General features: G+C 33.3%; 26 protein-coding genes. 6 read left to right on the top strand and 20 right to left on the bottom strand.

Going from position 1 to position 23,356, the window contains the following annotated elements:
* Nucleotides 1-355 precede the first annotated feature (355 nt).
* Together ACQKNX_RS23895 and ACQKNX_RS23900 are read right to left on the bottom strand one after the other, a co-directional pair.
* Nucleotides 356-880 (bottom strand): GNAT family N-acetyltransferase, encoded by a 525-nt coding sequence (locus ACQKNX_RS23895; protein WP_427431050.1) that lies wholly within the window; start codon nucleotides 878-880, stop codon nucleotides 356-358.
* Nucleotides 881-2,914: 2,034 nt separating this feature from the next.
* Entirely contained in the window at nucleotides 2,915-3,076 is a 162-nt protein-coding gene (locus ACQKNX_RS23900; RefSeq protein ID WP_427431051.1) for a hypothetical protein, read from the bottom strand.
* A 620-nt stretch (nucleotides 3,077-3,696) separates the two neighbouring features.
* On the opposite strand from ACQKNX_RS23900, the gene ACQKNX_RS23905 reads away from it, so the two are divergent.
* A complete protein-coding gene (locus tag ACQKNX_RS23905) occupies nucleotides 3,697-4,116 on the top strand; it encodes an HXXEE domain-containing protein (RefSeq protein WP_427431052.1) in 420 nt (139 codons plus the stop codon).
* Nucleotides 4,117-4,287: 171 nt separating this feature from the next.
* Here the strand turns inward: ACQKNX_RS23905 and ACQKNX_RS23910 are convergent, their stop codons facing one another.
* Nucleotides 4,288-4,596, bottom strand: a complete 309-nt coding sequence (locus ACQKNX_RS23910; RefSeq protein ID WP_427431053.1) for a hypothetical protein — start codon at nucleotides 4,594-4,596, stop codon at nucleotides 4,288-4,290.
* Nucleotides 4,597-5,096: 500 nt separating this feature from the next.
* A complete protein-coding gene (locus ACQKNX_RS23915) occupies nucleotides 5,097-5,546 on the bottom strand; it encodes a phage holin family protein (protein ID WP_427431054.1) in 450 nt (149 codons plus the stop codon).
* Nucleotides 5,547-5,885: 339 nt separating this feature from the next.
* On the opposite strand from ACQKNX_RS23915, the gene ACQKNX_RS23920 reads away from it, so the two are divergent.
* The 3 genes from ACQKNX_RS23920 to ACQKNX_RS23930 all read left to right on the top strand — a co-directional run bounded on the left by ACQKNX_RS23920 (nucleotide 5,886) and on the right by ACQKNX_RS23930 (nucleotide 7,362).
* Nucleotides 5,886-6,350: a GNAT family N-acetyltransferase gene (locus ACQKNX_RS23920; protein ID WP_427431055.1), complete on the top strand. Its 465-nt coding sequence runs from the start codon at nucleotides 5,886-5,888 to the stop codon at nucleotides 6,348-6,350.
* A gap of 404 nt (nucleotides 6,351-6,754) precedes the next feature.
* Nucleotides 6,755-6,949 (top strand): YjcZ family sporulation protein, encoded by a 195-nt coding sequence (locus ACQKNX_RS23925; RefSeq protein WP_427431056.1) that lies wholly within the window; start codon nucleotides 6,755-6,757, stop codon nucleotides 6,947-6,949.
* A 236-nt stretch (nucleotides 6,950-7,185) separates the two neighbouring features.
* Entirely contained in the window at nucleotides 7,186-7,362 is a 177-nt protein-coding gene (locus tag ACQKNX_RS23930) for an asparagine synthase (RefSeq protein ID WP_172771828.1), read from the top strand.
* A gap of 53 nt (nucleotides 7,363-7,415) precedes the next feature.
* Here the strand turns inward: ACQKNX_RS23930 and ACQKNX_RS23935 are convergent, their stop codons facing one another.
* From ACQKNX_RS23935 to ACQKNX_RS23965, 7 genes are all read right to left on the bottom strand, one after another.
* Complete coding sequence (locus tag ACQKNX_RS23935) at nucleotides 7,416-7,985, bottom strand: cysteine hydrolase family protein (RefSeq protein WP_427431057.1); 570 nt, start codon at nucleotides 7,983-7,985, stop codon at nucleotides 7,416-7,418.
* Between the two features lie 162 nt (nucleotides 7,986-8,147).
* Entirely contained in the window at nucleotides 8,148-8,894 is a 747-nt protein-coding gene (locus ACQKNX_RS23940) for a polysaccharide deacetylase family protein (protein WP_427431058.1), read from the bottom strand.
* A 282-nt stretch (nucleotides 8,895-9,176) separates the two neighbouring features.
* Nucleotides 9,177-9,821, bottom strand: coding sequence for an O-methyltransferase (locus ACQKNX_RS23945; protein ID WP_427431059.1), 645 nt, complete (start codon nucleotides 9,819-9,821; stop codon nucleotides 9,177-9,179).
* A complete protein-coding gene (locus ACQKNX_RS23950) occupies nucleotides 9,808-10,188 on the bottom strand; it encodes a hypothetical protein (RefSeq protein ID WP_427431060.1) in 381 nt (126 codons plus the stop codon). Before ACQKNX_RS23950 ends, ACQKNX_RS23945 begins: the two co-directional genes overlap by 14 nt.
* Nucleotides 10,189-10,595: 407 nt before the next feature.
* A complete protein-coding gene (locus tag ACQKNX_RS23955; RefSeq protein ID WP_427431105.1) occupies nucleotides 10,596-11,216 on the bottom strand; it encodes an NAD(P)-dependent oxidoreductase in 621 nt (206 codons plus the stop codon).
* A gap of 96 nt (nucleotides 11,217-11,312) precedes the next feature.
* A complete protein-coding gene (locus ACQKNX_RS23960) occupies nucleotides 11,313-11,978 on the bottom strand; it encodes a hypothetical protein (protein WP_427431061.1) in 666 nt (221 codons plus the stop codon).
* A 145-nt stretch (nucleotides 11,979-12,123) separates the two neighbouring features.
* The gene (locus ACQKNX_RS23965; protein ID WP_427431063.1) at nucleotides 12,124-12,519 is read right to left on the bottom strand and encodes a hypothetical protein; all 396 of its coding nucleotides are present in this window, start codon (nucleotides 12,517-12,519) and stop codon (nucleotides 12,124-12,126) included.
* A 390-nt stretch (nucleotides 12,520-12,909) separates the two neighbouring features.
* Between ACQKNX_RS23965 and ACQKNX_RS23970 the strand changes: the two genes are divergently transcribed.
* On the top strand, nucleotides 12,910-13,338 hold the full coding sequence (locus ACQKNX_RS23970) for a hypothetical protein (protein WP_427431064.1): 429 nt from the start codon (nucleotides 12,910-12,912) through the stop codon (nucleotides 13,336-13,338).
* A 185-nt stretch (nucleotides 13,339-13,523) separates the two neighbouring features.
* On the opposite strand, the gene ACQKNX_RS23975 is transcribed toward ACQKNX_RS23970, so the two are convergent.
* Entirely contained in the window at nucleotides 13,524-13,826 is a 303-nt protein-coding gene (locus ACQKNX_RS23975; RefSeq protein ID WP_427431065.1) for a hypothetical protein, read from the bottom strand.
* Nucleotides 13,827-14,022: 196 nt separating this feature from the next.
* On the bottom strand, nucleotides 14,023-14,175 hold the full coding sequence (locus ACQKNX_RS23980) for a hypothetical protein (protein WP_427431066.1): 153 nt from the start codon (nucleotides 14,173-14,175) through the stop codon (nucleotides 14,023-14,025).
* Nucleotides 14,176-14,544: 369 nt separating this feature from the next.
* Here ACQKNX_RS23980 and ACQKNX_RS23985 point away from each other — a divergent pair, with 369 nt between their 5' ends.
* Nucleotides 14,545-14,844, top strand: coding sequence for a transposase (locus tag ACQKNX_RS23985; protein WP_427431106.1), 300 nt, complete (start codon nucleotides 14,545-14,547; stop codon nucleotides 14,842-14,844).
* An 85-nt stretch (nucleotides 14,845-14,929) separates the two neighbouring features.
* Here the strand turns inward: ACQKNX_RS23985 and ACQKNX_RS23990 are convergent, their stop codons facing one another.
* The 7 genes from ACQKNX_RS23990 to ACQKNX_RS24020 form a co-directional block, all read right to left on the bottom strand.
* Nucleotides 14,930-15,130, bottom strand: coding sequence for a cold-shock protein (locus tag ACQKNX_RS23990; protein ID WP_024360941.1), 201 nt, complete (start codon nucleotides 15,128-15,130; stop codon nucleotides 14,930-14,932).
* 327 nt (nucleotides 15,131-15,457) lie between these two features.
* Nucleotides 15,458-16,012, bottom strand: coding sequence for a DNA-3-methyladenine glycosylase I (locus tag ACQKNX_RS23995; RefSeq protein WP_427431067.1), 555 nt, complete (start codon nucleotides 16,010-16,012; stop codon nucleotides 15,458-15,460).
* A gap of 30 nt (nucleotides 16,013-16,042) precedes the next feature.
* Nucleotides 16,043-16,639, bottom strand: coding sequence for a class I SAM-dependent methyltransferase (locus ACQKNX_RS24000; protein WP_427431068.1), 597 nt, complete (start codon nucleotides 16,637-16,639; stop codon nucleotides 16,043-16,045).
* Nucleotides 16,640-17,042: 403 nt separating this feature from the next.
* The gene (locus ACQKNX_RS24005) at nucleotides 17,043-17,234 is read right to left on the bottom strand and encodes a hypothetical protein (RefSeq protein ID WP_172771839.1); all 192 of its coding nucleotides are present in this window, start codon (nucleotides 17,232-17,234) and stop codon (nucleotides 17,043-17,045) included.
* Nucleotides 17,235-17,776: 542 nt separating this feature from the next.
* Entirely contained in the window at nucleotides 17,777-19,351 is a 1,575-nt protein-coding gene (locus tag ACQKNX_RS24010; RefSeq protein WP_427431069.1) for a right-handed parallel beta-helix repeat-containing protein, read from the bottom strand.
* Nucleotides 19,352-20,022: 671 nt separating this feature from the next.
* Complete coding sequence (locus ACQKNX_RS24015) at nucleotides 20,023-20,931, bottom strand: S-layer homology domain-containing protein (RefSeq protein WP_427431070.1); 909 nt, start codon at nucleotides 20,929-20,931, stop codon at nucleotides 20,023-20,025.
* Nucleotides 20,932-21,008: 77 nt separating this feature from the next.
* Nucleotides 21,009-22,691, bottom strand: coding sequence for a methyl-accepting chemotaxis protein (locus ACQKNX_RS24020; protein ID WP_427431071.1), 1,683 nt, complete (start codon nucleotides 22,689-22,691; stop codon nucleotides 21,009-21,011).
* Between the last annotated feature and the right edge of the window lie 665 nt (nucleotides 22,692-23,356).

Here is a 23,356-nt window from a genome sequence, read left to right on the forward strand (position 1 = left end):
TGTTAACCCGCTTTTGTAGTTCAACTAGATTACCAATTACAACGATATATATAAGTATTAGTATTTCCATGACGTACTTCTACTTTTGATAGTCTTGAAGCAGGTTGACTTGAACCTGTCCATAACTAAACCTGCGGACAAATTTTTTACCTTTTTCTTAAACATAAACTACGTCTCCTCTCTTTTTTTTGCGAACATTATATATTATCAAAATAAAAAAATCAATATAGTTAACTAGATTTTCAGATTTTAAATATTTTTGATAGTGCCTTAATTAAAAAAAATATTAAAATAAGAAAAGACCAGCTCGCTATATTCACTTCGCTGGTCGTTACATTGAGTTTTATACTAGTATTTACTTAATTAAAGAATAAATATTCGTATCATATGGCATATCATTTTGATGCATAAAGTTTCTTAAAACCCCTTCTTTTTCAAACCCTAATTTTTCCAATAGCCTGTTAGATGCATCATTTTCAGTAAACACAATGGCTCCAATACGCACTAAATCCATCTCTTGAAAACCATATGAAATAATTTTATCTACAGCTTCCTTTGCATAGCCCTTCCCCCAACTTTCGGGAAATAGTGCGTAACTAATATCAGCTTTTTTATGCTCTGTGGACCACTCTTGAAAACCAATAGTACCGATTATCCCCTCTTGCCCTTGCACTTCAATACCCCATTTAATGCCTCGTTTTTCCTTGAAATTATTAGCGAAATTTTGGATGATATGATTCACTTGTTCTAAGCTTGTTAATGGCTTTTGTCCATAATGGCGTAAAACGTCTGGATTAGAGAAGCAGTTTAATATCGCTTGCGCATCTTTATCTGTCAATTCTCTTAACACTAAACGATCAGTATTTAATATTGGAAACATTTCTTCACGCTACTTTCGAAAATAGTTTTTTTACCATTCTATAACAATAGCTTTATATTTACATTAATTATTTTCTTTTGTAGTGCAAAATCGAAATTCACTAAGTATGAACGTCTTTAAATAACAACAGCCATTTAGTATCAGTAGACTATTGATTCTAAATGATTGCAAATTCCTACAAGACTTCCTTCTAAATCGTTAATTTGCAAAATTTTGTCACTCAAATATGGTAATGTGATATTAATATGTACATTTAATGTTATCTTACCTAAAATAGTAAATAGATGTTAATAGGAAGGTGTGTATTATGATTGCGCAATTGTCCAAATTGCTTGGCAAATAACTCTTTTAAAAAAATAATTGAAGATGGTTTAATTCTATATAAATGTGAGTATTGCAATACAATTAACGAAGAGCTAAATGAAGAGATTGTTTATCAAAATTCAACTTCTTTTACAGAAAGAGCATCTGAAGTTGAAGAAGCACCAGTTTATAATTAACAAAATGCAAAATTATTTAAAGTAATTTTAGCTTATGTATTTATTTTAGGATTATTCGTTATTATACCCATAATAATAGATGATGACTCTCGTAGTTTTCATCTGGAGAAATTTCTGGATGATTTATATGAAATTTTTAATATTGGAAACAACTAAATGAAAGTAATAGCTTGAATATAAAAATTCGATTTCTACTATTTAATTAAGAATAGTTATATTATTGATGAAGGAAATTATGTTGAATACGAAACAGCGCTTTCCCACGTTAGTTTAAATAAAAAGCACCTCACTCAAAGTGTGATGCTCAGCTTGTCGACAAAAGGGATTAAGAATAGAAATCTTAATCCCTTTTATTATTTTTATTGTAAAAAATGGGTTCTTACTTTCGTCTTGCCATACGCTTCAAGCATCCCCTCTCTATGAAGCTGTTTGCCATGTCCAAGTAGCCATTATAGTAGACTGCTAGCAATACATATAAAGTTGATTGGAGTGGAGGGCGGGCGACTCCTGCTCAGAACGCACAGTACGTAAGACGCAACAGACCGCGCGTTAGCGAGGGTTGCGGCTTACGATGTGCCCGCGGAAAGCGACCGCCCGTAGCGGAAATCAACGGCAGTAGTCATCACTTCTATATTAATTTTTTTTAAAAAGGGTTCTTACTATCGTCTTGACCATACTGTTCGGACTCGATTTATATTGGCGATACCCTTCCTTCGTTTATAGTAGACTGTTAGCAATACATATAAAGTTGATTGGAGTGGAGGGCGGGCGACTCCTGTGGGAACGCACAAAACGTAAGACGCAACAAACCGCGCATTAGCGAGGGTTGCGACTTACGATGTGCCCGCGGAAAGCGCTCGCCCGTAGCGGAAATCAACGGCAGTAGTCATCACTTCTATATTATTTTTTTTAAAATGGGTTCTTACTATCGTCTTGACCATACTGTCCGGACTCGATTTATATTGGCATACCCTTCCTTCGTTTATAAGAGACTGCTAGCAATACATAAAAAGTTGATTGGAGTGGAGGGCGGGCGACTCCTGCGGGAACAGCACAGAATGTAAGACGCAACAAGCCGCACGTTAGCGAGGGTTGCGGCTTACAATGTGCCCGCGGAAAGCGACCGCCCGTAGCGGAAATCAACGGCAGTAGTCATCACTTCTATATTAATTTTTTTAAAAATGGGTTCTTACTATCGTCTTGCCATACGCTTCGAGCATCCCCTCTCTATGAAGCTGTTTGACATGTCCAAGTAGCAATTATAGTAGACTGCTAGTAATACATATAAAGTTGATTGGAGCGGAGGGTGGGCGACTCTTGCGGGAACGCACAAAACGTAAGACGCAACAGAGCGCGCGTTAGCGAGGGTTGCGGCTTACGGTGTGCCCGCGGAAAGCGCCCGCCCGTAGCGGAAATCAACGGCAGTAGTCATCCCCTATATTAGTTATAAATAAAAAAAGACTATAGACAAATTCGAAAAACTTCGAGTTTGTCTACAGTCTAAGCACCTCACACAAAGTGAGATGCTTTCTATTTATTGCGGTACTACTTCAGATATTTTTTCAAAGTCTAGAAGATATCCACCCATTTTTGCTTTTTCTAACTCTTCTTTATATTCTTCTTTTCGCTCATTAAGTCTGTCATCAAGTGTGTTTTGATAGGCCGGAAATAGATTGTAATCTACTGGTTTCCCCATAAGTTCACCTCTTATTTTATATTTTTTATTTATTATATGCTATATTGATATTTTCTGACAATCATGAATGGTAAATTTGATTATTAAGTTCGACAATATTGCAAGAACATAGGCTTATTATACAACACCTCCATTATACTATTTTCCTATCAAATGTACTTATGCATTTAAGTGACTCATACACTATATCGCTTGGAGTTTTAATTAATGGAGTTTGTTAAAGGCTTAAAGTTATATAAAACAAGCGGATTCTCTTCATTCTATATAATCCTAAAAAATTGTTAGTTAAACATTCTTTAATTGTTATAATTACAATGAATTTAATAGGAAGAAGCTAAGAGGTTATTTTTAAGTAAAAAAACTTTTATTTTTTATCTAGTTTACAGGCTAATAGCTAGCTATCATAACTATTTCGACATAGTAATAGTAGTGTAAAGCTAATTTAGCTTTGCACCTCCTGATTTGTTGGTTAGGGTCACTCTGGTCCAGTGACCCTATTTAATTTACTAAAACAAATTTAAAAGAAAGTGGCGTTGCAAAATGGAATTTTGGCTAAATATTCAAACGCTAATATGGTTATTTCCTATTTTTTCATTGTCCACGATTTTGAAGAGATTATAATGGTTGAACAATGGTTACATAACAATCAAAAAAAGTTATATAAGCGATTACCACTAAAATTAGCTGATCGAATAGTAAAACAATTTTCAATGACTACAGCTCAATTTGCAGTAGCAGTCATCATTGTTTTTCTATTTGTAAGTGGCGTTACAATTGCTGCTAATCTACATTTATACAATGGCTTAACGATGAACTTTTATTTTTTCATCTTAGTTTCATCAGTATTTTTTATCCATGCATTTACACACATTGGGCAAACAATCTTTTTTCGCTCTATTAGCTCTGGTACTGTTACATCGATAATTATTATTATTCCATACAGCGTTCTTTTATATAGATCGTTGTTATTTCAGGGAATCATTACTTGGAAAATGAATTTGATAAGTTTACCTTTTGGACTTTTATTTTTGGATAAGTAGAAAGGTTATTTAAAATTTCAACTTATGCAAAGTTTTTTGTTACTCACTTTCTTGTTACCTTTTACTCGGATCGCTTGTACTTAGATATTAGTAATTCCATTCTTTTACGAGCTGTAAACGCCCACTAAACAGGACACAGCTGTTATTCAGTAGCATATTTAATAAATTTGTCTATTTTACATATTTCAAATGCTTTTTGACAAATGCAATAATGTATTGCACTTCCTCTTCCGTCATTTCTACTAAGCTACAAACTCTTCGTAGTTTGGCAGGTGACTTTAATTGTTCTCGCACTTTATCAATTAGCATGTATTTACACTTACGTGGGTTCACATAGTCTCTTATTTTCTTATAGCGTAAGTATGCATAACGTGCAAATGCATTCAGCATCTCTCTCTCATAACCTTCTCGTTCTAAGTTCATGACAGCTGCATCTATCTCTTCAGTTTCAAATATCCAGGATCCGTCAGTCAATTGCATAGTACCACCTCTTCCATTAAGCTTGAGTAGGCTTGTTGATGTGAAAAATTAGGGCATCATCATAAAGCAGTTTTTTTGGCAACTCCTCTTTGGTCATCAATGTCCCCCAATTTTAATAAATTTCCCTTACGGATTTTCTACATCATCAACTTTCCTTCATCTATAATCATTAAATGCATTATAAAAAGCCACACCTAGTTAGATGTGACTCTTTTTTTATTTTTATCAATATTTACTTGTCCATCTTGCATTTTTCACTAATCTATTCCTTCAAAAGTAAATCACCATAATGGTGTAAAAATCCCCACTATGTCCCCGATTTAAGGAATTATTTTCACCTCATGTTAAGGTTGCATCAAATTAATTCTCTCCAAAGGGTGAGTGGTGTTGACTATTATTTCTTTTGCTCTGGTCTTATTTGATAATTTGTTACTATTTCCTGTGTGGGTTATCTATTTTTATTAATATTATTGTGGATTCGCAACTTTACTTTACAGTTACTATTCATCATCCTTTTTATCATCATTATCCTTTTTTAACTGTGCAAAAGCATTAGCTAAAAACTTCGGGACACGTATTCCTAACTTACCTAAGTTTTCGATGATGCTAATGCCTTCCATTCCTATTAAAAATAAAATCATAGCATTTCGCATAAAATCTCCGCTTTCTGTAGCATTGTCCAATTGCACAGCTGCTATGACCATTAAAATCATGGCTGTTTTTTTCAAAAGCCCTTTAAACGTTTTACGAGAATCAATATCTTTTATTATCCAACCAACCATTACTCCTAATGTCAAATCGATAGCCATTAAGATTGTTAAAGATGTTACCAATTCATCTACACCGCCAATTAGATATGCAATTAATGCAGTTATACCACCTACCAACGATGACCAAAGCGTATTTGTTTCCAGAATATCACCTACTTCCCCATTAGTTAAAACCCACACAGGTGATAGCTGAAGGCACAAAACATACTTTATTTTTCATAAAGTACATCGTTTGATTTCGTCAATAACAGCCTCCATTTCTAGCATATTCAATTGCGTAATCGATGAACGTTAACAAAAATACAGAAAAAACGAACAGAAAAAAATATTTTATGATTAGTAATCTATCTTGTAGAAAATAAGTCGATTTATCTCTCCGCTTCTATCCACTAGCGATTTCGCTTCCCTCATTTATATTTAAAGCACTTACGACACGAGAAAACGCAATCTATATATATAAGCTTTCTAATGTTGTAAAATATTAGAATAACCCGAAATAAACGTAATGGAGGCTTTAAAGTGCAAATAAAAATCGCTACATTAAATGAAATTGATGAAATTGAATGCTTATATCAAGAGCTATTTACTGAAATGGCCCACTTACAACCAAAGTATATAAAACCTGCAAAACAAGATGTGACATTTATACAAAATACGATTGATAATAAAGATTCAGATATTTTAATAGCGGACATAGATAGCCGAACAGTTGGCTTTTTGCTGATACAAGAAACTACGACTCCTCCATATTCATGTATAGTTGAACATAAATACGCTTTTATCGTAGATATTATTGTTGGGAGCCAATATCAAAATAAAGGTATCGGTTCAACTTTGCTATCTGAAGCAAAAAAATGGGCAAAAAATCGGCAGTTAGATTACTTGGAGTTGAACGTTTTAACGGAAAATATGGGCGCAATTACTTTATACGAAAAACAAGGATTTCAAGATATGACCCATACAATGCGTTTGGAATTGACGTAGCTTATGATCTTACAGTTTTTCCATCGACGTTTTATATTGTAACGTTGTAATTTCAATTTAGACGTAAGCTTTACTTAAACATCATTTATTGTGAATTAAATATTATGTATACAACTGAAGGCGAGTACTCTATACAGTTGTCCATTATGTATAGCAATCCTATGCCATAATAAAAAAGTGTGTTATACTACTTGTACTGACAAACCAAGGTAACCAATATTGAGCTGTAGCGTCTTTCTGCGCTACAGCTTTTTTTATTAGGCAAGTCTTTTTCTAACTATTCAATACTAATCTTTTTGGTATTACTAAAAACATTTATAAAACAGAACTTGAAAATTGGGATAAATACCCCTCCGCATTTCTACAATGAACATATTATAAATTGAAGGAAGGAGGAATGTTTCATGGGATACTACGGAAATGCAGGTAATTGGAACAATAATTTTTATGGTGGATATAGCATGGGCGGTAGTTACGGTGGTGGTTGTAACACCGGTGACAATTACTACGGCGGCGGAGGCAACGGATCAGCATTCGCGTTAATTGTTGTACTCTTTATTCTTTTAATTATTGTCGGTACTGCGTTCATAAATTACTGACATTTAAAGTAATGGAATGTGTGTTACCAGTTTTAAACTCCTATTAACTCCAAGGGTCACTTCCCCCAAGTGACCCTTTTTATATGTTCTTTTTTAGATGATAAAGGAAATAGAAATGGCGCAGCTTTGAATGCGCATTTTACTAAAACAACAATAGACAAGTATAGCATCATGCATATTCGTAAATAGTAATAATGGTGTCATTACGCCAATTAACTACGATGGAGGGATTGTTGATGAATAACATTCGAGAAGGTTTAATCCCAACTATTTTAGGTTCCGCTGTTACGGCTGCCGGCTATGCCTTAAAGCAAAAAAGTGGTTCTAACAAAATGATTGCAAACACAGTCTTTGGATTTGGTTTAGCACATATCGTGTTAGGAGCAATAGACCTTGTAGAACATCGTCGTTAGTAATTGGAGAGCACATTTTTTGTGCTCTTCTTTATTTTTATACATTCGAATACCTACTTCTCTGTTCGATATTGATTGTGGTTAGGTTTGAATACATAATCTTGGGCGTTTCTGACAACAGCAAAATTATCAACATTATAATGACCATGCAGCGTTTCATTGTGATGCGCAATAATTTGCTCTGCTGAAAGTGACTTTGAATCAGTTGTTGAATGTCCATCAGCAACTAGAGTGACATCGAACGACAGCACTGTAGCTGCCCTCACTGCTGTATCGATACAATGCTCTGTTTTACAACCCATAATAACTAAATGAAACACTTTCTGATCTTTTAAATATTGGAGTAAGTCAGTTTGATAAAAAGCATTAGTCGCTTTTTTATCTATAAATATTGCTCTATTTGTTGGAATGTTAATTTTCTTATGAACTTGAAACCCATCCCCTTGACCATTTGCAACATCTTCATCTCTAACAAAAATAATAAAAGCATTCTCTGTTAATGCTTGTTGAATAACGAAATTAATATTTTCAATTAATCTATCTTTCTTAAATACTTCTTGTTCTTCGTTATTACCATCAATTAATTCTTGTTGAGCATCGATAACTACTAAAGCTTGCTTCATTTATTTCCCCTCGTCTCTATATTAAAAAATTTTATTTATTCCATTAATTACTATAATATATAATAAACACGCTTGAACAGTAAACCCCGAAAAGTGCTCACTTGTATAGTGCCACTAATCGAGGTGTTGGTTTTAGTTCTTACAATTTCGGAACTATATCTTTTATTTATTTTCTTCCAATTTTCTATTTACTTTTTGCACTTCAAGTAATTCAGATACCGTGACAAATTTGTATCCTTGCTTTTCAAGCTCAGGTAGAATTTTTTCTAAAGCTTTAACGGTTTGTCCCCGATCTCCTCCGCCATCATGAAAAAGAACGATATTTCCTTCTTTAGCTCCTCTTAATACAGTATTTACAATTTTATTAACACCAGGACTTTTCCAATCCATTGTATCTTGATGCCAAGACCACATTACAACTTTATATCCTTCCTTTGCAACTGCTTCAATCATTCCATCTGTGTACTGTCCTTCTACAGGACGAAATAAAGTCGGCGTATATCCAGTAATACCGTATATTGTATCATGTGTTAGTTTAATTTCCTTCAGTAAATTAGGCACGCTCGTTCTTAACGGATGAGTATATGTGTGAATGGCTAATTCATGCCCTTCTTCATACATTCGTTGAACAACTTCTGAGTTCTTATCAGCATTTTCCCCAACGATAAAAAATGTTGATTTTGCCTGATATTTAGCTAATATATCTAATATCTCTGGCGTGTATTTTTTATGAGGACCATCATCAAAGGTCAACGCAATAATTTTTTCATTCGTTTTGATTTCCCACAATATCTGCCCTGCTTCTTCATAATACTTCCTTCCTTTATCTGCAGAGAAACTTTTGCTTACAAAAAAAACAGATACCACCAAAATGCAAATAGGCATGATTAACAGCATAAACTTCTTCAAAAATCTTCACTTCCCAGAGAAAAATATTTAGTACTTTATTATCTGTTGATTTCCTTAAAAAATGCTTTTTAATTTGAATTATTAACGGTCATATGAAGTATAAAATTACTACAACTGTGCCATAATAAATTTAAAGCCATGAATCTCCCTAAACATTTTTCTTTTAAGCTGTAGCATTTGTAATTTTTGCTACAGCCTTTTTCTGTTTAAAAATGGAATAAACTAGAAAATGACAAAATGCCTCGAGAGCTTAACTCTCGAGGCATTTATTTCCTTTTATACTCATTCTTTTATTTTTACTTTTGAAATTGTGATACCATCACCGATTGGGATAAGAATAGATTCTAATTGGGGGTGATTAGCCACTGTTTTATTAAATTTCTTCATTATTTCTGTATAACGTTTATTTTTTGCACTTTGATCTGCTACACTGCCACCAGCAAGTACGTTATCTGTAACGATTAATGCCCCCTCTTCAGCAAGAGAAAGACAATAGTTTAAGTAGTTTTCATAATTATCTTTATCAGCATCAATAAAGAAAAAGTCAAATCGTTTTTTATCTTCTGCTAATGTTGCGAGACTTTGTAAAGCTGGTCCAGTCATATAGGTCACTTGCTGACTAAATCCCGCTTTAGATAAGTTACTTGCTGCTAATTTTGCATATTTTCCCTCTAATTCAAGGGAAGTTAAATTCCCTTCACTACCAAAGCCCCTAGCTAGACATATTCCACTATACCCTCCAAGTGCGCCTATTTCTAATATTTTTTTTGCACCGGAGATGGATACAAGCATTGTTAAAAATTTACCCGAAGAGGGTGAAACTGAGATTGAGGGCATGCCATTTTCTTCAATAGATGAAATAACATCCTCCAATAATGTATCTTGATGATAAAAAGTGGAATCAATGTAGTGATTAATTTGTTTCATTTATATCTTTACCTTCCGCCTCATTCAGCATAGATTCTTTATTATCAATAATCGTATTTTCCTCTTCATTAATCATATCCATTGTTTCATTTTCTTGAATTTCAAATAATTGGATAAATTCATTAATGACCATATCCATTGCTTTTAATTCTCCAACTAAAATTTGTTGAATTGATTGATACTCAGGTTGTTCTAATTGCTGTTTAATCGTTGCACGCTTTACATTCATTGTCTCTAAAAAGGCTATAGCTCTGCCTCGACGGAATGTTTTTGGCCCTCGATGATGCGAAGAACTATCCTTTCCTCTGTATCGCTCACCACGATGATGTCCATCTCTTTTATATTCTTTAAATTCTTCTCTTCTCATTTTATATCCTCCTTTTGTATACATATGTATACATCTAATAACAATTTCATTGTATACATTTGTATACACATTGTCAATGATATACTTCCTCCACAAATTTAAGCCTTTTCAACTGGGTAATGAAATATAGTAATGGATAAAATAATTGTATTTTATAGTTTTCAGGCGGACGGCTAGTCAAAAATAGCTTCCATAGCATATGAATAGTAATGTAAAGCACAATAAGCTTTTACAACAAACTCTCCTGTTTTGGGGCTACTTTCTATCGAAGGTAGCCTTTTTTATTTAACTTTTTAAATGTTAGACATCTATATTAGTAAAAAAAAACACTAGCTTTAACAAATTAATGTTAAAACTAGTGTGTTTTAAATTTATTCAACCGCTTTATAAAACATCTTATTTTTCTCTTAGTAAGCAATGCCTACCCGAGATTTCACATATTTTGTACATCGAATTTGTTGGTAGGTAAATTCCGCAGTGTCAGCTACTGAGATTTCAGTTCCACTCTCAGGTAAGTAATCTCGTTCTACGCGATAATTACCAGTATAATGTCCATCGGGTAAATATGTAGGGCAAACAATTGTCCATTCCATATCAGATCCTTCCAATATCTTTAATACATTGTGATGTTCTTGGGCTGCTCTTGTTGTTTTTCTTTTCGATTCACTGGACTGATATCGTAGTAAACTAGGCGTTAGACGGCTTTGTAATATTCCTGCTGTCCCAACAGTAATAATTCGATATAAATTTCTCTTTTTCATCTCTTGTAAAATTAGAGGTAAACTTTCTGTCAATGTCTTTGTACCATCAGTATTTAGTGCACTAATGACAACATCTGCATTAGCCATAACAGATGCAATATCTTCAATGTTTAAGACATTTCCTTGCTTAACATGTAAATTTTCATCGGTTATGTTCAATTTACTTGGCGTACGAACTAAAGCTATTACGTGATGACCTTCTTTTAATGCCAATGAAACAATGTGTCTACCTACACGACCAGTAGCCCCAAAAACTAATATATTCAGTATAATCACCTCTTTCCTAGCGATTATAGCATAGGTCGTTTTGATTTACTTTCGCATAACAATGGGCACATCTCTATGAGTGTGCCCAGTTGTTTACTATTCGATATAGGATGTTGCAATAGCTTGAGCTAATGTAGTGCCACCATCAACATTTTCATAATTATATGGCCCTAATGGTAAACCCCAAATTTCAACAAAATCTCCCTCAAGGAATTCTGTTGAATGATAACCAATTGCAAATATAGCATTAAAATCCATATCTTCAATTAGAATGACTGATAGAGGTGTTCCATCATCTAATGTTTCCTCCTGAATCTGAATAATATCGCCTGCAAAAGTTACCATTTGCTCTAAATACGGCTTTATATTTTTATTTAAATGCTTGGAAGTGATTTTATCATCCGCAAGCTTTTTTGTCTTTTGAATTGCTTCTTTTGATAATGCAGGGAACAAATCTGCATTTGTTGAAATGAAATTATATGATTGCTTATCCAATGTTAATTGTTCTTCTGTAATACTAGGAACATCTTCTAAATAGTTTCTAGCGTAATTAACCGTTACAACCGGAGCAGCTGCTTCTTGTTCTGCTTCATCCTTTTTAGCTTCATCTTTATTTTCAGATTCTTTTTCAGATGATGATTCTTCCTTCTTTGTTTCACTCGATGGTAAAGAGGTGTTACCGCCCTTACTTACTTCATTTCCACATGCTGCTGCCATAATTGCTACGAAAGAAAATACAGCCATTAATACAAACTTCTTCATTATTAAATCCTCCCAATATTTCTTTTAACATACTTAATATACCAATAAAGGGAAGTATAAACTATAATAATTTTACAATATTTTTCAATTTGACATAGTTATTACTATCTATTTTGTCTTATAGGATTAGACATGTACAAAAACTTCAATCTATATTTGTAAGTTGAATATCTACAATAAACAAATTAAAGTTATTTTTTTCGGCAATACCAGTTACTATCTTTTGAATTTTACTTTCTGTTCTACTATCTAATTTTTCTAAATCATGTAAATGTATTGTAATGATTTGATTGTCCGCGGAGTCAATTAAATATTCAATCGTACTATCAGGTTGATAGCCTTCAGCGCGTAACGCCATAATTATTTTTTTTGTTAATTGGGTACTTTGTAATTTTTGTGCTATATCCTCAGCATTTGTTTGTGAAGAATTATATTGAGTAATTTGTACAGTTGAAGGCATTTGATTTTTTAAATAAATTGCTAATAAGACAATCAAAACAATCATTATAAAAAAAAGGCCTCTTTTTAGTCTTTTATGCACCCTCTCTAGCTCTCCTTTATCAATAAAATACGAAACCTTAAAGAAATCGCTTTTAAAGAAGAAATTTGATATATGAGGAAATAGCGGTCGTAGTAGTTATATGAAGTTAATTAACTGGGGTATAACTTCATACTTCGTTCTCGTTTGGATTTGTGTTACTGGAGCATACTTATCACCCATTTATTTTTAAACTATGTTATCTAAACCTTATATTTTTATACTATCCGCTGCTGTTAGGTATACATACCAATTTATTTTTTCGAAATAATATTTTGTTTTAAATCTATTTGATGGACATTTTACCAAGTCAATTGCATTTCAATTCATAGTATATAAATGTAAAGCTGGCGCTCGCATTACACAATAAACTAACAAAAGGGAGATAAAAGAATGGAAGATAATAGATACTTCAAACATATGAATTGGGATTATAGTAAATTTGAAAAGAAATGGTGCTGCGGTAAACATGACCAAGAACATAATGAAAAACCATGCTGTCATAAATATGATGAATGGAAACATAAGCAGCATCATTGTGATTGTAAAGAAGAAAAACATTGTTGGAAAGAAGATCGAGATGAATGCCAAGATGATCACCATCAATGTAAAGGCTGTATTTGTCATTTATTAAAACGATTTGAGTTAGGAACTACAGTTGATGTTTATTTATCGGGTGGGGGTAGCTTCCTTGGAGTTGTATTCTTAAAATTAGATAACAGAAATTGCTGTGCATATTTCGTTGAAAATGGAGCAGCATTCGAACCAATTATCATCGATTGCGAAAAAATTGACGCAATTAGACGTATTGCGGCTGTATAGTTATAAACTAGAGATCAACTAACTCTTAATAAGCATCTGCTTGCAATCTAGAATACTTTTCAGTCTGCTCAGACAATGTCTGCTGCGTCAACCAATTATTAATTTATCCGTTATTGCCAAGCAGATGCTTTCTATATCGTCTATACCATTTGACCATTTCATTTTATTACAATTACAAAGCTCCGTTATCCATTTACTATTACTTTTACAATTGGTTCTAGCTTTCCTATAAACACATCTCCTAAATAGTCCACATCTATTACAACTGCACGCGGTTCAAAACGTTTGATACTGTCAATAATACGTGCGGTATTCCGTCTCTTTGCAATTTGAAAGGGTACTTCCATCTCCTTTTTCTTATCTCTCACCCTTTTTTCTGGGTAAGACATGACAAATGTAGATAAAATATAAGCTACATTTTGCAAAACTTCATCAACACCTGTTGCACAAAAATCAATATTGCTCTTAGCAGTAACTTGATGTGTCATCCTATCAACCTTTCTACAATAATCCAATTATTTATTTTCATGTTGCGTATATGAATAGTATCATCCCTTTTTCTAATACAGATGCTTGAAGTTTCACTAGATTCAAAGCAACACTTAGTTATGTATGCCAAAACGGCAAAGTATATGATTAGCAACAATATGCATATTCTGTCATTTATATTTGTTTAAAAGTACCTTATCTTGTTAAAGCATAATAAATTACATATAACCAACTAAAACAACCGTGAATAATAGCCCAAATTATTGAATGATTAACACTCCAAGATATTGTAATGGCTAGAACTGAGCCAAACCCTATTCCACTTTTTACAACTGATTTATTCTCCATTTTATACACCTTCCTTTTCGTGTGTAAAAAACGATTAACTTTTATTTTCATGTTCCCCCTTATTTTTCATTTACGTTCTCATTTCATCAGGTTGATTGCTCTTGTTTACCATGTTGGTACATAAATCATTATATGTTTTGTAAGGCATAACCATCCTATATTCGCATATAAATTTCTAATTTTACTTATACGGGTGATACCCCTTTTACGCCTCTCACTTAATCTTTATTACCCCATTATCAATTATTTAACACTTCTCATTACTAAAATGTTGTTTTCCATGCAATAGAATGAGCATGTTTACTACAGCGAATGTTTATGTCTAAATGTCTGTGGTCATAATTAGGTAAAGGAAGTGATTGATTGAAAATGTTATTGGTAGCATCAAGCATAATTGTTCCTGTCGTAATGCTATTGCTTCAAAAGAAAAGCAAAATCGTGCGCCTTTTGTTTAACGTTCTAGCAGTTTTTGCTATGCTCATATTTGGGGGCATTGCATCTACCTCCATCTATCAAATCATTGTGGATAATGCAGTATTTATGACAACAATCCATGCCATTTTTTTAAATCCATTATTTTTAGTATCTGGTGCTTACATTGGCGTCTTCATAATTTACAGGCTGATGCTTTTAACATGGCATGAAAATAACGTTAACTATCCTACATGAACAATTCTTTGTATAGCGGATGTTTCCACAGCACAAAAAAAGAGGCAATCCCGAAGGATGCCTCTTTTGCAAATGCAATTATTAATTAAAGTTTAACGATGTTTTTAGCTTGTGGTCCGCGGTTACCGTCTTCCACTTCAAATTCAACTTTTTGACCTTCGTCAAGTGATTTGAAACCTTCACCTTGAATCGCTGAGAAGTGAGCGAATACGTCTGCTTCACCTTCAACTTCGATAAATCCAAAACCTTTTTCTGCGTTAAACCATTTAACTGTACCTTGTTTCATATACGAAACCTCCAAAAAAATAAATTAATAAACAATTTCTTCAAAAAAAAAATTCACCTATTATAAAAAGTACCGAAAAACACGATTACTTTTTGTAATAGGTGAATTCAATATTTTAAATCAAGAAATCTTTTTATTAATTTTATTATATAATAAAACATACCAATTGTCTAGCTGAATTTCGTTATTTTTTAAAGTAAACGAGCAATACACCTTCATTTAAGTCACTTTTCAATTGCTATACTTCAACTTTAGAGTTGTTTTTGAAGGCGCTTTCTTCTAGGACGATGATACACGCCTTTTTCTTTTACTAACACGCTGAAATTATCATTGACGACAACCGCAATCAACTATATGATCATTAACCATTCCTACTGCTTGCATAAATGAATAACAAATTGTACTTCCAACAAATTTAAATCCATCTTTTTTTAATTGTTTGCTCATACGTTCACTTAACTCTGTTGTCACGGGTACTTCAGCTATAGTTGCCCAATTGTTGACAATAGGCTGATGATCGACAAAGGACCATATGTAATCAGAAAATGATTTATGTTGTTGTTGTATTTTTAAAAAAGCTTGCGCGTTCGTTACGACACTGGCTATTTTAAGTTTATTGCGAACGATACGCTGATCCTCTTTAAGTTCAGCTAACTTATCTTCTGTATATGTGACGATTTTAGATGCATCAAATTTGTCAAAAGCCTCACGGTAGCCCTCTCTTTTTTGTAAAATCGTCCACCAGCTAAGTCCAGCCTGTGCTCCTTCTAGACAAAGCATCTCAAATAAGTGTTGATCGTCATAAACTGGTACACCCCATTCCTTATCATGATAATCTACATATAAAGGCTCGTCCAACTTTACCCATTCACATCTTTTCATCGATTCAACCTCCATTTTAATTTTTATCGGTTATTTGGTACCTACTATATAGAGCCAGCCATTTTTTGTATGTTCTTGTATGTTCATCGATTGAAAACCGACACTGTCGAATAGCTGCCTTAGCTCTATATTGGTTTTATAGTCCTTCCTATGATAATTGATTTTGTATATTTCTGAAATGATAATAAACTGACCACCTTGTTTTAAAACCCTAAATACTTCTTTAACATCGTTTGCTAAATCTTCCCAAAAATAATGTGTTTGGCATGCTGTTATTTTATAAAAAAAGGCTTCTGGATATGGGATATTAGAAACACTTGCCTGTTTTACAATTACTTTACCACTAGCTACATCTAACTGATTTACATTCGTAGTATTTCTTATCGCTTGTTCGGAAAAATCGATTCCATAGATTTTTCCATGACGATTGATTTTGGATAATGCTTCGATTGTTCTTCCGCCACCACATCCAATGTCTAAAACTACATCGCCATTTTCAATTGCACCACTTTGAATTAACCAATTATTTATTCCACTATGGGCTACATTCATAATACGTAGCATTACTGAGCCTATCAACCCTCTTGGACGCTTCGCCTGTTCAATAAGTCTTTGTAAAATAGTCAATCTAATTAAGCTCCTTTACTACGAAAGTTTTCCAACGACTTAATAAATTTACAAGAAATTGTCTAAGAAATGATTTATTTTTGATATAAAAGATAGTTATCTCTATGTTAAATAAGGAAATTAATTCTTTCTAGCATTAGTCCAATTTGATGCTGATACAGACATTTATGATTGTTATTGGAATTAATCGTTTTGCATATCGAGCATTCCTAATTATCTTTTACGTTTATATCTCATTAAAGTTTCAATATTTACCATTTTTAAAACAAGAAAAAATCACAGTTGCATACTACTGTGATTTTTATAACTTAATATATATATATGAGTTCACTTAATATTGACAAATTGTTCTATGGATCTGTCAGGACATTTTTTTGCATTCCTTCGACAAAATCACTCTGCATTAATTTAAATATGTATTGTTTGAAGTATTCCGTTCGCGCTCATCTATTACTAGATGGATAATAAATGCTAGCTGTTGCTCAATTCGCAGATTATTTTGATGAAATATATCAGCTATTGCACTTTTTTGGTTATCTGCCAATTCAACCTTCTTAAGCATCAACATAATTTCTTCTTTCGAAAGCCCAAACATCTTTTCTCACCCCATTTCATATTCCAAAAATAATTCACTATTCCAAAAACATTATCCAAAGTTCTAGTACTGAAGACACGCATTATTATTAATGAACCATTTTTACTAATTATAGGATATAACACACGAATTAATCAATCTATAAACAAAATTTTCTAATAACATATTCTTCTATTAATACACTGATTATTATATTGTATATAATATTACAAATACTTTGTTCCTTAATTCCAATAAATTAACAAGGTTTTCTAACATAATACTCCCTTGAGCAATAGCAATGAAACATTTTTCACACTTTAAAAAGGAATTTTTTTATGTCGAAATCCAGTAATCTTTGTCAATATTTTGCATGAATTAAAAGTAATCTTCAAGTATTTACACTCGTATCGTCCAAATAATGAATGTATTCTTTCATGTTTATTTTTGAAATCTATCTTTGTTGCTCTATATGAAGGACTATTTTTATAGCTAAACTTAGTGACTTTTTACATAAAAAAAGTAATTTCAAAAAGCTTGAAACTACTCCTGTTACATTTTTCTCATTGTTCCCCCTTGCTAACGTTACATGTACTGAACTTCTCAACGAGTCGCTGTATTTTTTCAGTCGTTACGGGCTGTAAATTTGGACGTGTGATTTTTGAGGAGCTATCTTTTTGACAATTGCCAACATTAAATTCCCCACGTATATATAGTTGACTTTGTTCCTGGACAATTGCTGCTGTTTTGACATGAGGTAAACTCATGTTGACGATTTCAAGAAGAGATTGATTGGTCATTGCTAAAAATGTTCGCTCGGTTTCATCGATTACGCAATTTTGGATGCGTCCCATTGACTTATCAGACCAAAAAATTGAATAAGGGCTTTTCTGACAGTGCAAAAATTGACTGTCTACCACTTCAACAATTGCATCAATACATGTAATACCATTACCTATAATGTGTTTAAAAGTACAATTATTCGCAAAAAGACGTGCATTATTTATATAAATATGATGGCTTTCAAAATCCTGTATGTGTGAATTTTTTAGAGTAATCTTTGCATGGTCATTGCCATAAATTCCGCCCGTCTGCCCAGAATGTATCATGCATTGATCGACTACAAGCCCACTTGCGTCTACAATAACATGGAATTGTGTATGGTGATGTATATCACATTCCGTCATTATGACATCAGCTTCGTTAAAAATAGTGACTCCTGTTGTACTACCTTTTCTCACATGACATTTTCGAACATCAGCTTTACTATTTTCAATAAACAACTGTGGCTTGACATGTTCAAATAACAGACAATCATAGATTATAGCTTTTGATTTTTCACCTATATAAAATCCGTTACTTTGACCATTCGCAATGATGCTATCTGTCGCAACAATATCGCTTTCATGGACAACTACATTTGTTCCTATATGATGTTTTATCTCACAATGATCCATTGTTATTTTAGAACTACTAAATACTTGAATTCCTAGATCTTTTCCTCCATGAATTACTGTATTTATCATATTAATTGTGCTTGAAGCTGCAACAATTTGTGTTTTTTCGTGCCCATGAATTTCACAATCCTCTATGGACATTTTGACATTCCGTATGGCAAAGATTCCATTCATTGCACCCTCTAACAACAAACATTTTGACATTGAAATTTCACTATTTTGCACGATGATTTGTGCCTTGGCATGTTGTTGTATCGAAGACTCCGAAAGCATTACGCTAGACCCATTATCAATTCGCAGTCCAAATTGGTTGGATGGGCTTGCTATAATATCGACATTTTTCATCATTAGACTTCCAAAGTTAACTGTTACTTGCGTACTCACCATTTGTTGCTCAATTACGCAGTTTTCAAGCTGTAAATCACCTTTAATATAAATTCCCTGTCCCTGACTAAAACGAAGATTCCGCATTTCTACATGTGTTTGATAGCGAATAAATACGCCGCCTTTAATCGTGACATCGCCTTTACCATAAAGCGTTAACCTTTTTGAAACCTCTATACTTTCTTCGTAAATGCCATCCCTTATTTCTATAAGGTCACCTACTTTAGCATCCTTTAGCGCCTGGTTGATACTTTGATAACGGTGCATTAAACTTTTTTTTACAACAAGCGTTGCCATCCACTTACCTCCTATCTTTAACGATTTTCCTTAGCTCACTACCTTTAATCAATCCATTACATCCTATTTATATACCCATTGAACTTCCTGTTATACAATTTCGTACAAATAATTTACAATTCACTTAGTAGTGCCTAATGGATGACTATTAATTTCATAATAAGTAGTTACTGAATTAACCGATATTTCTAATGCTCAAAGTTAATTTTAAAAAATAAAAACCAGCAATAAAGCGATTAATTCACTTCAGCTTGTCGACAAAAGGGATTAAGAATAGAAATCTTAATCCCTTTTGTTGTTTTTATTGTGAAAAATGGGTTCTTACTTTCGTCTTGCCATACTCGAGCATCCCCTCTCTATGAAGCTATTTGCCATGTCCAAGTAGCAATTATAGTAGACACTGCTAGCAATACATTTAAAGTTGATTGGAGTGGAGGGCGGGCGACTCCTGCTCAGAACGCACAGTACGTAAGACGCAACAAACCGCGCGTTAGCGAGGGTTGCGCCTTATGATGTGCCCGCGGAAAGCGCCCGCCCGTAGCGGAAATCAACGGCAGTAGTCATCACCTATATTAGTTTTAAATAAAAAAAGACTATAGACAAGTTCGAAAAACTTCGAGTTTGTCTACAGTCTGAAGCGATTAATTCGCTTATTACTGGTTTTTTCCACATTATTTTTTTCGTTTAATGAAGAAAATTGCTATGATCACTGCAACTAGTGCAATAATTGCAACAATCCATATCGTGCTTGAGCTAGTTGAAGTTGTGTCATTTCCTTCATTCTTTTTCAGTTCTTCTCGTGGTGTTGCAGTACCTTCATACTTGTCTTTTGTATCTTCGGTTGTTTGTTGTGTAGTCGAAGCAATTTGAAGATATTGTATTGTCGGTGTATTTGATGACTGTTCTTCTTCATGTCCATGATGATGACCACCGCTCGTCGTCAAAATAGATTTCTCTAAGTTTTGACCAATCCAGCTTTTAGGGTCTGTTGAATCAGCAAAAATACGAGGATGACCTGATAGCATATACGTTTTGCCTTCAATGATAACACCCATGTTATCTCCTGTTACGACATCTTCAATTTTTCCAGTTGGTCCATAAGAAAAACCACCCATTTGAAGTAAAGTATGTCCACCCATATCCATATCTAAGTTTTTAGATAAAAAGTTAATATACTCTTCTTTTGTCAACGTTGCATCTGGTTTTTCAAATTCATATTTATTATGCAATAACGCTATATTAATTTCTTTATACGTAATGTCTCCTTCTAACGAAGACACATATTCTTCATTTTTTGCTGCTTGGGCAAGTTCTTCCACCGTTGAACCTTCAAGACCGAAAAATGCTCCGATCCAAGCTGCAAAATCTTTACGGGATAAGTTCTCAGATGGGTTCAGTGTCATGTCGACACCGTTATAACCAATAAGCCCCATACTTTGAAGGACCATGATTTCTTCTATATTCGCTGAAGTTGCAGAAACATCTGTATAAAGCATACTTTTATCCATCGTATGCGCAGAGGCTACTGTAGGCGCCATAAGCAGTGCACTCATTAATATTAATAGTATATATTTTCTCAATTTTACTCCACCTTCCATTACAATAGTATATCGTCTAATTGTGATGAAAGTATGAAATCAGATAGGTTTAATAATTTTTATAATTTAAATTTACCTACTAGGTCATTTAAATTTTCTGCCATTACCGCTAAATTACTTGAACTATTTTTTATTTCATCCATAGAGCTTGCTGCTTGTTCTATCGTCGCAGAAGTTTCTTGAATACCTGCTGCTGATTGCTCTGAAACAGCAGCAATTTCATCAACTGATTTATTAATATCCATCGTACTTTCTACAACCTCTTCTAGCTTAGAAGACATGTGGACGATGCTAGTTGACATGGAATAAACAGCATTTGCAATATCACTAAATGTCTCATTTGTGGAAACGATTTGTGTAGTACCTTTTGCAACCTCTCCATAACCTTTTTCTAATGATGTTGTTACAGTCATTGAATCATCTTGAATTATTTGTATAATATTCGTGATTTCATTAATTGATGCAGATACTTGTTCAGCAAGTTTTCGAACTTCATCCGCTACGACAGCAAAGCCCTTACCATGCTCCCCAGCACGTGCCGCTTCAATTGCAGCGTTTAATGCCAATAAATTAGTTTGCGCAGCTATTTCTTGAATAACTGCTATAATTTTAGATATTTCCTGCGTTTGTTTATTTAACTCATCTACCTTTTCGACCGAATCCTTCACAATAAAGTCAATGGTCATCATTTGCTGTGTAGAAGCTTCCATAAGCTCTTTACCCTCTTCTGTTAACCTCATCACGGATTCAGAGAACTGATAGACATCTTTACTACTTTGATTGACATCTGAAACTTTGGTTGAAAAGTCAGTCATACTTGTCGCAACATCAGAAGCATTACTCGCTTGCACTTCTGTTCCACTCGCTATTTCTGCAACCGTATCAACGATTTGCTCTGTGCCATCTTTGACCTCTGAAGCTGATTGCATTAGTTCCTCACTATGTGTAGCAACTTCATTTGATACCGATTGAATATGTTTTAACAAATCATTTAAGATTTGAGACATAGTGTTTGTTGCTTCTGTTAATTGCCCTATTTCATCCTTTGTTTTTACAATTAGAGCAGGCTCACTTAAAACACCTTCTGTAATGCGCTGCATGCGCTTAGTAATCAAAATAATTGGTTTAGAAATAAGGCGAGCACTAATTAGCGCTGTAATAATTGCAATGACGACTATAAGTATTCCAACGATAATACTTGCAGTTTGCTTACGTTCCCCAGATGTAATTAGTGAATCTCCAACTGCATTTATGGATTGTTTACGTTGTTCTGCTAAGCCTTCATATCCTTCACGAATTTCCGTAGCTTTTGTATCCATTGCCGCTAAATTATGTACTGCTAATTCCACATTGCCTTGATCATATACATCAAATACTTCTTTTTGGACATAGCTACTCCATTCTTTCGCCATTTCCGAATACTTGTTAAATTCCGACGATTCCGAAATAGATAATCGTATTTTTTCATTTTTTAGTGCTCTCTCTACGTTTTCACTATAAATATTTTTATATTTTTCATTACCTGACAACACATATCCACGCGCTGCCGCAATCCGTAATCCAATAGTTGATGCTAACTCATAATCTGTAATTAATAATTGTAATTCCTCATTTACAATTTGTTCAGTTGCATTATTACTTTGCGATATTTCGTAAAAATTAAAACTAATATAAAAAACAATTACTACTACTACAATACTAAATGCAAAAACGATCCTTTTGCCAATCGATTTAAAGTTCATTATTCAATCTCCCCTTTTTTAATGTCATTTTTTAATCCCCTTCACTTTGCTAATGAAATATAAAATAAAACTTTCTTAAACCGAAAAAAATCTTTGTTTACAATCAAGAAATTTTAACTTTATTGCACAATATTAGTAATCTACCATTTTTCATTTGTTTTAGGATGATTTTAGAATTTTTCTTATATATAATTGAATAAATTAGTAGTTTCTTTGTGTTTTTCAGCATCCTTTTTACAAATTGTTTTCCCTATTGGATTATAAATTAGGGATATTACTAAGACTTTTCACCTGTTTTCAATGGTATTATAGCTACAAAATAAAATCTCCCATTTCGTTTTCATAATGAAATGGGAGATTTTTTTAATAATTTCTGTTATGGGTCGTCTTAATTTCGTTCGATTTGATAATCTATACGCAAAAAGGGCAGTCCAAAAATGCGCATCGTATGAACAGCAGATAATGTTGTCTCATTTTTAGCACTAATAGTAAAATGCTCATTTAAAGGCAGTTTAAATACATAGTGTTTCATTGCTAAATATATGCCTGCATCCCCTCCATGGGAACTTGTTATATGTAATTCCCCATCTTTTTCATAAACATATAAAAAAGGTCATGTAATTATAATTGTGATGATGCTTGCTGTAACACTATTACATTGGCTG

The sequence above is a fragment of the Lysinibacillus sp. NPDC093712 genome, assembly GCF_050280025.1.
Lineage (GTDB): Bacteria > Bacillota > Bacilli > Bacillales_A > Planococcaceae > Lysinibacillus.

Coding starts and splice junctions, on each gene's coding strand:
- ACQKNX_RS23895 (WP_427431050.1), bottom strand. CDS start 880: ATGTTTCCAATATTAAATACTGATCGTTTAGTGTTAAGAGAATTGACA.
- ACQKNX_RS23900 (WP_427431051.1), bottom strand. CDS start 3,076: ATGGGGAAACCAGTAGATTACAATCTATTTCCGGCCTATCAAAACACA.
- ACQKNX_RS23905 (WP_427431052.1), top strand. CDS start 3,697: ATGGTTGAACAATGGTTACATAACAATCAAAAAAAGTTATATAAGCGA.
- ACQKNX_RS23910 (WP_427431053.1), bottom strand. CDS start 4,596: ATGCAATTGACTGACGGATCCTGGATATTTGAAACTGAAGAGATAGAT.
- ACQKNX_RS23925 (WP_427431056.1), top strand. CDS start 6,755: ATGGGATACTACGGAAATGCAGGTAATTGGAACAATAATTTTTATGGT.
- ACQKNX_RS23930 (WP_172771828.1), top strand. CDS start 7,186: ATGAATAACATTCGAGAAGGTTTAATCCCAACTATTTTAGGTTCCGCT.
- ACQKNX_RS23935 (WP_427431057.1), bottom strand. CDS start 7,985: ATGAAGCAAGCTTTAGTAGTTATCGATGCTCAACAAGAATTAATTGAT.
- ACQKNX_RS23945 (WP_427431059.1), bottom strand. CDS start 9,821: ATGAAACAAATTAATCACTACATTGATTCCACTTTTTATCATCAAGAT.
- ACQKNX_RS23950 (WP_427431060.1), bottom strand. CDS start 10,188: ATGAGAAGAGAAGAATTTAAAGAATATAAAAGAGATGGACATCATCGT.
- ACQKNX_RS23960 (WP_427431061.1), bottom strand. CDS start 11,978: ATGAAGAAGTTTGTATTAATGGCTGTATTTTCTTTCGTAGCAATTATG.
- ACQKNX_RS23970 (WP_427431064.1), top strand. CDS start 12,910: ATGGAAGATAATAGATACTTCAAACATATGAATTGGGATTATAGTAAA.
- ACQKNX_RS23975 (WP_427431065.1), bottom strand. CDS start 13,826: ATGACACATCAAGTTACTGCTAAGAGCAATATTGATTTTTGTGCAACA.
- ACQKNX_RS23980 (WP_427431066.1), bottom strand. CDS start 14,175: ATGGAGAATAAATCAGTTGTAAAAAGTGGAATAGGGTTTGGCTCAGTT.
- ACQKNX_RS23985 (WP_427431106.1), top strand. CDS start 14,545: ATGTTATTGGTAGCATCAAGCATAATTGTTCCTGTCGTAATGCTATTG.
- ACQKNX_RS23990 (WP_024360941.1), bottom strand. CDS start 15,130: ATGAAACAAGGTACAGTTAAATGGTTTAACGCAGAAAAAGGTTTTGGA.
- ACQKNX_RS23995 (WP_427431067.1), bottom strand. CDS start 16,012: ATGAAAAGATGTGAATGGGTAAAGTTGGACGAGCCTTTATATGTAGAT.
- ACQKNX_RS24005 (WP_172771839.1), bottom strand. CDS start 17,234: ATGTTTGGGCTTTCGAAAGAAGAAATTATGTTGATGCTTAAGAAGGTT.
- ACQKNX_RS24010 (WP_427431069.1), bottom strand. CDS start 19,351: ATGGCAACGCTTGTTGTAAAAAAAAGTTTAATGCACCGTTATCAAAGT.
- ACQKNX_RS24020 (WP_427431071.1), bottom strand. CDS start 22,691: ATGAACTTTAAATCGATTGGCAAAAGGATCGTTTTTGCATTTAGTATT.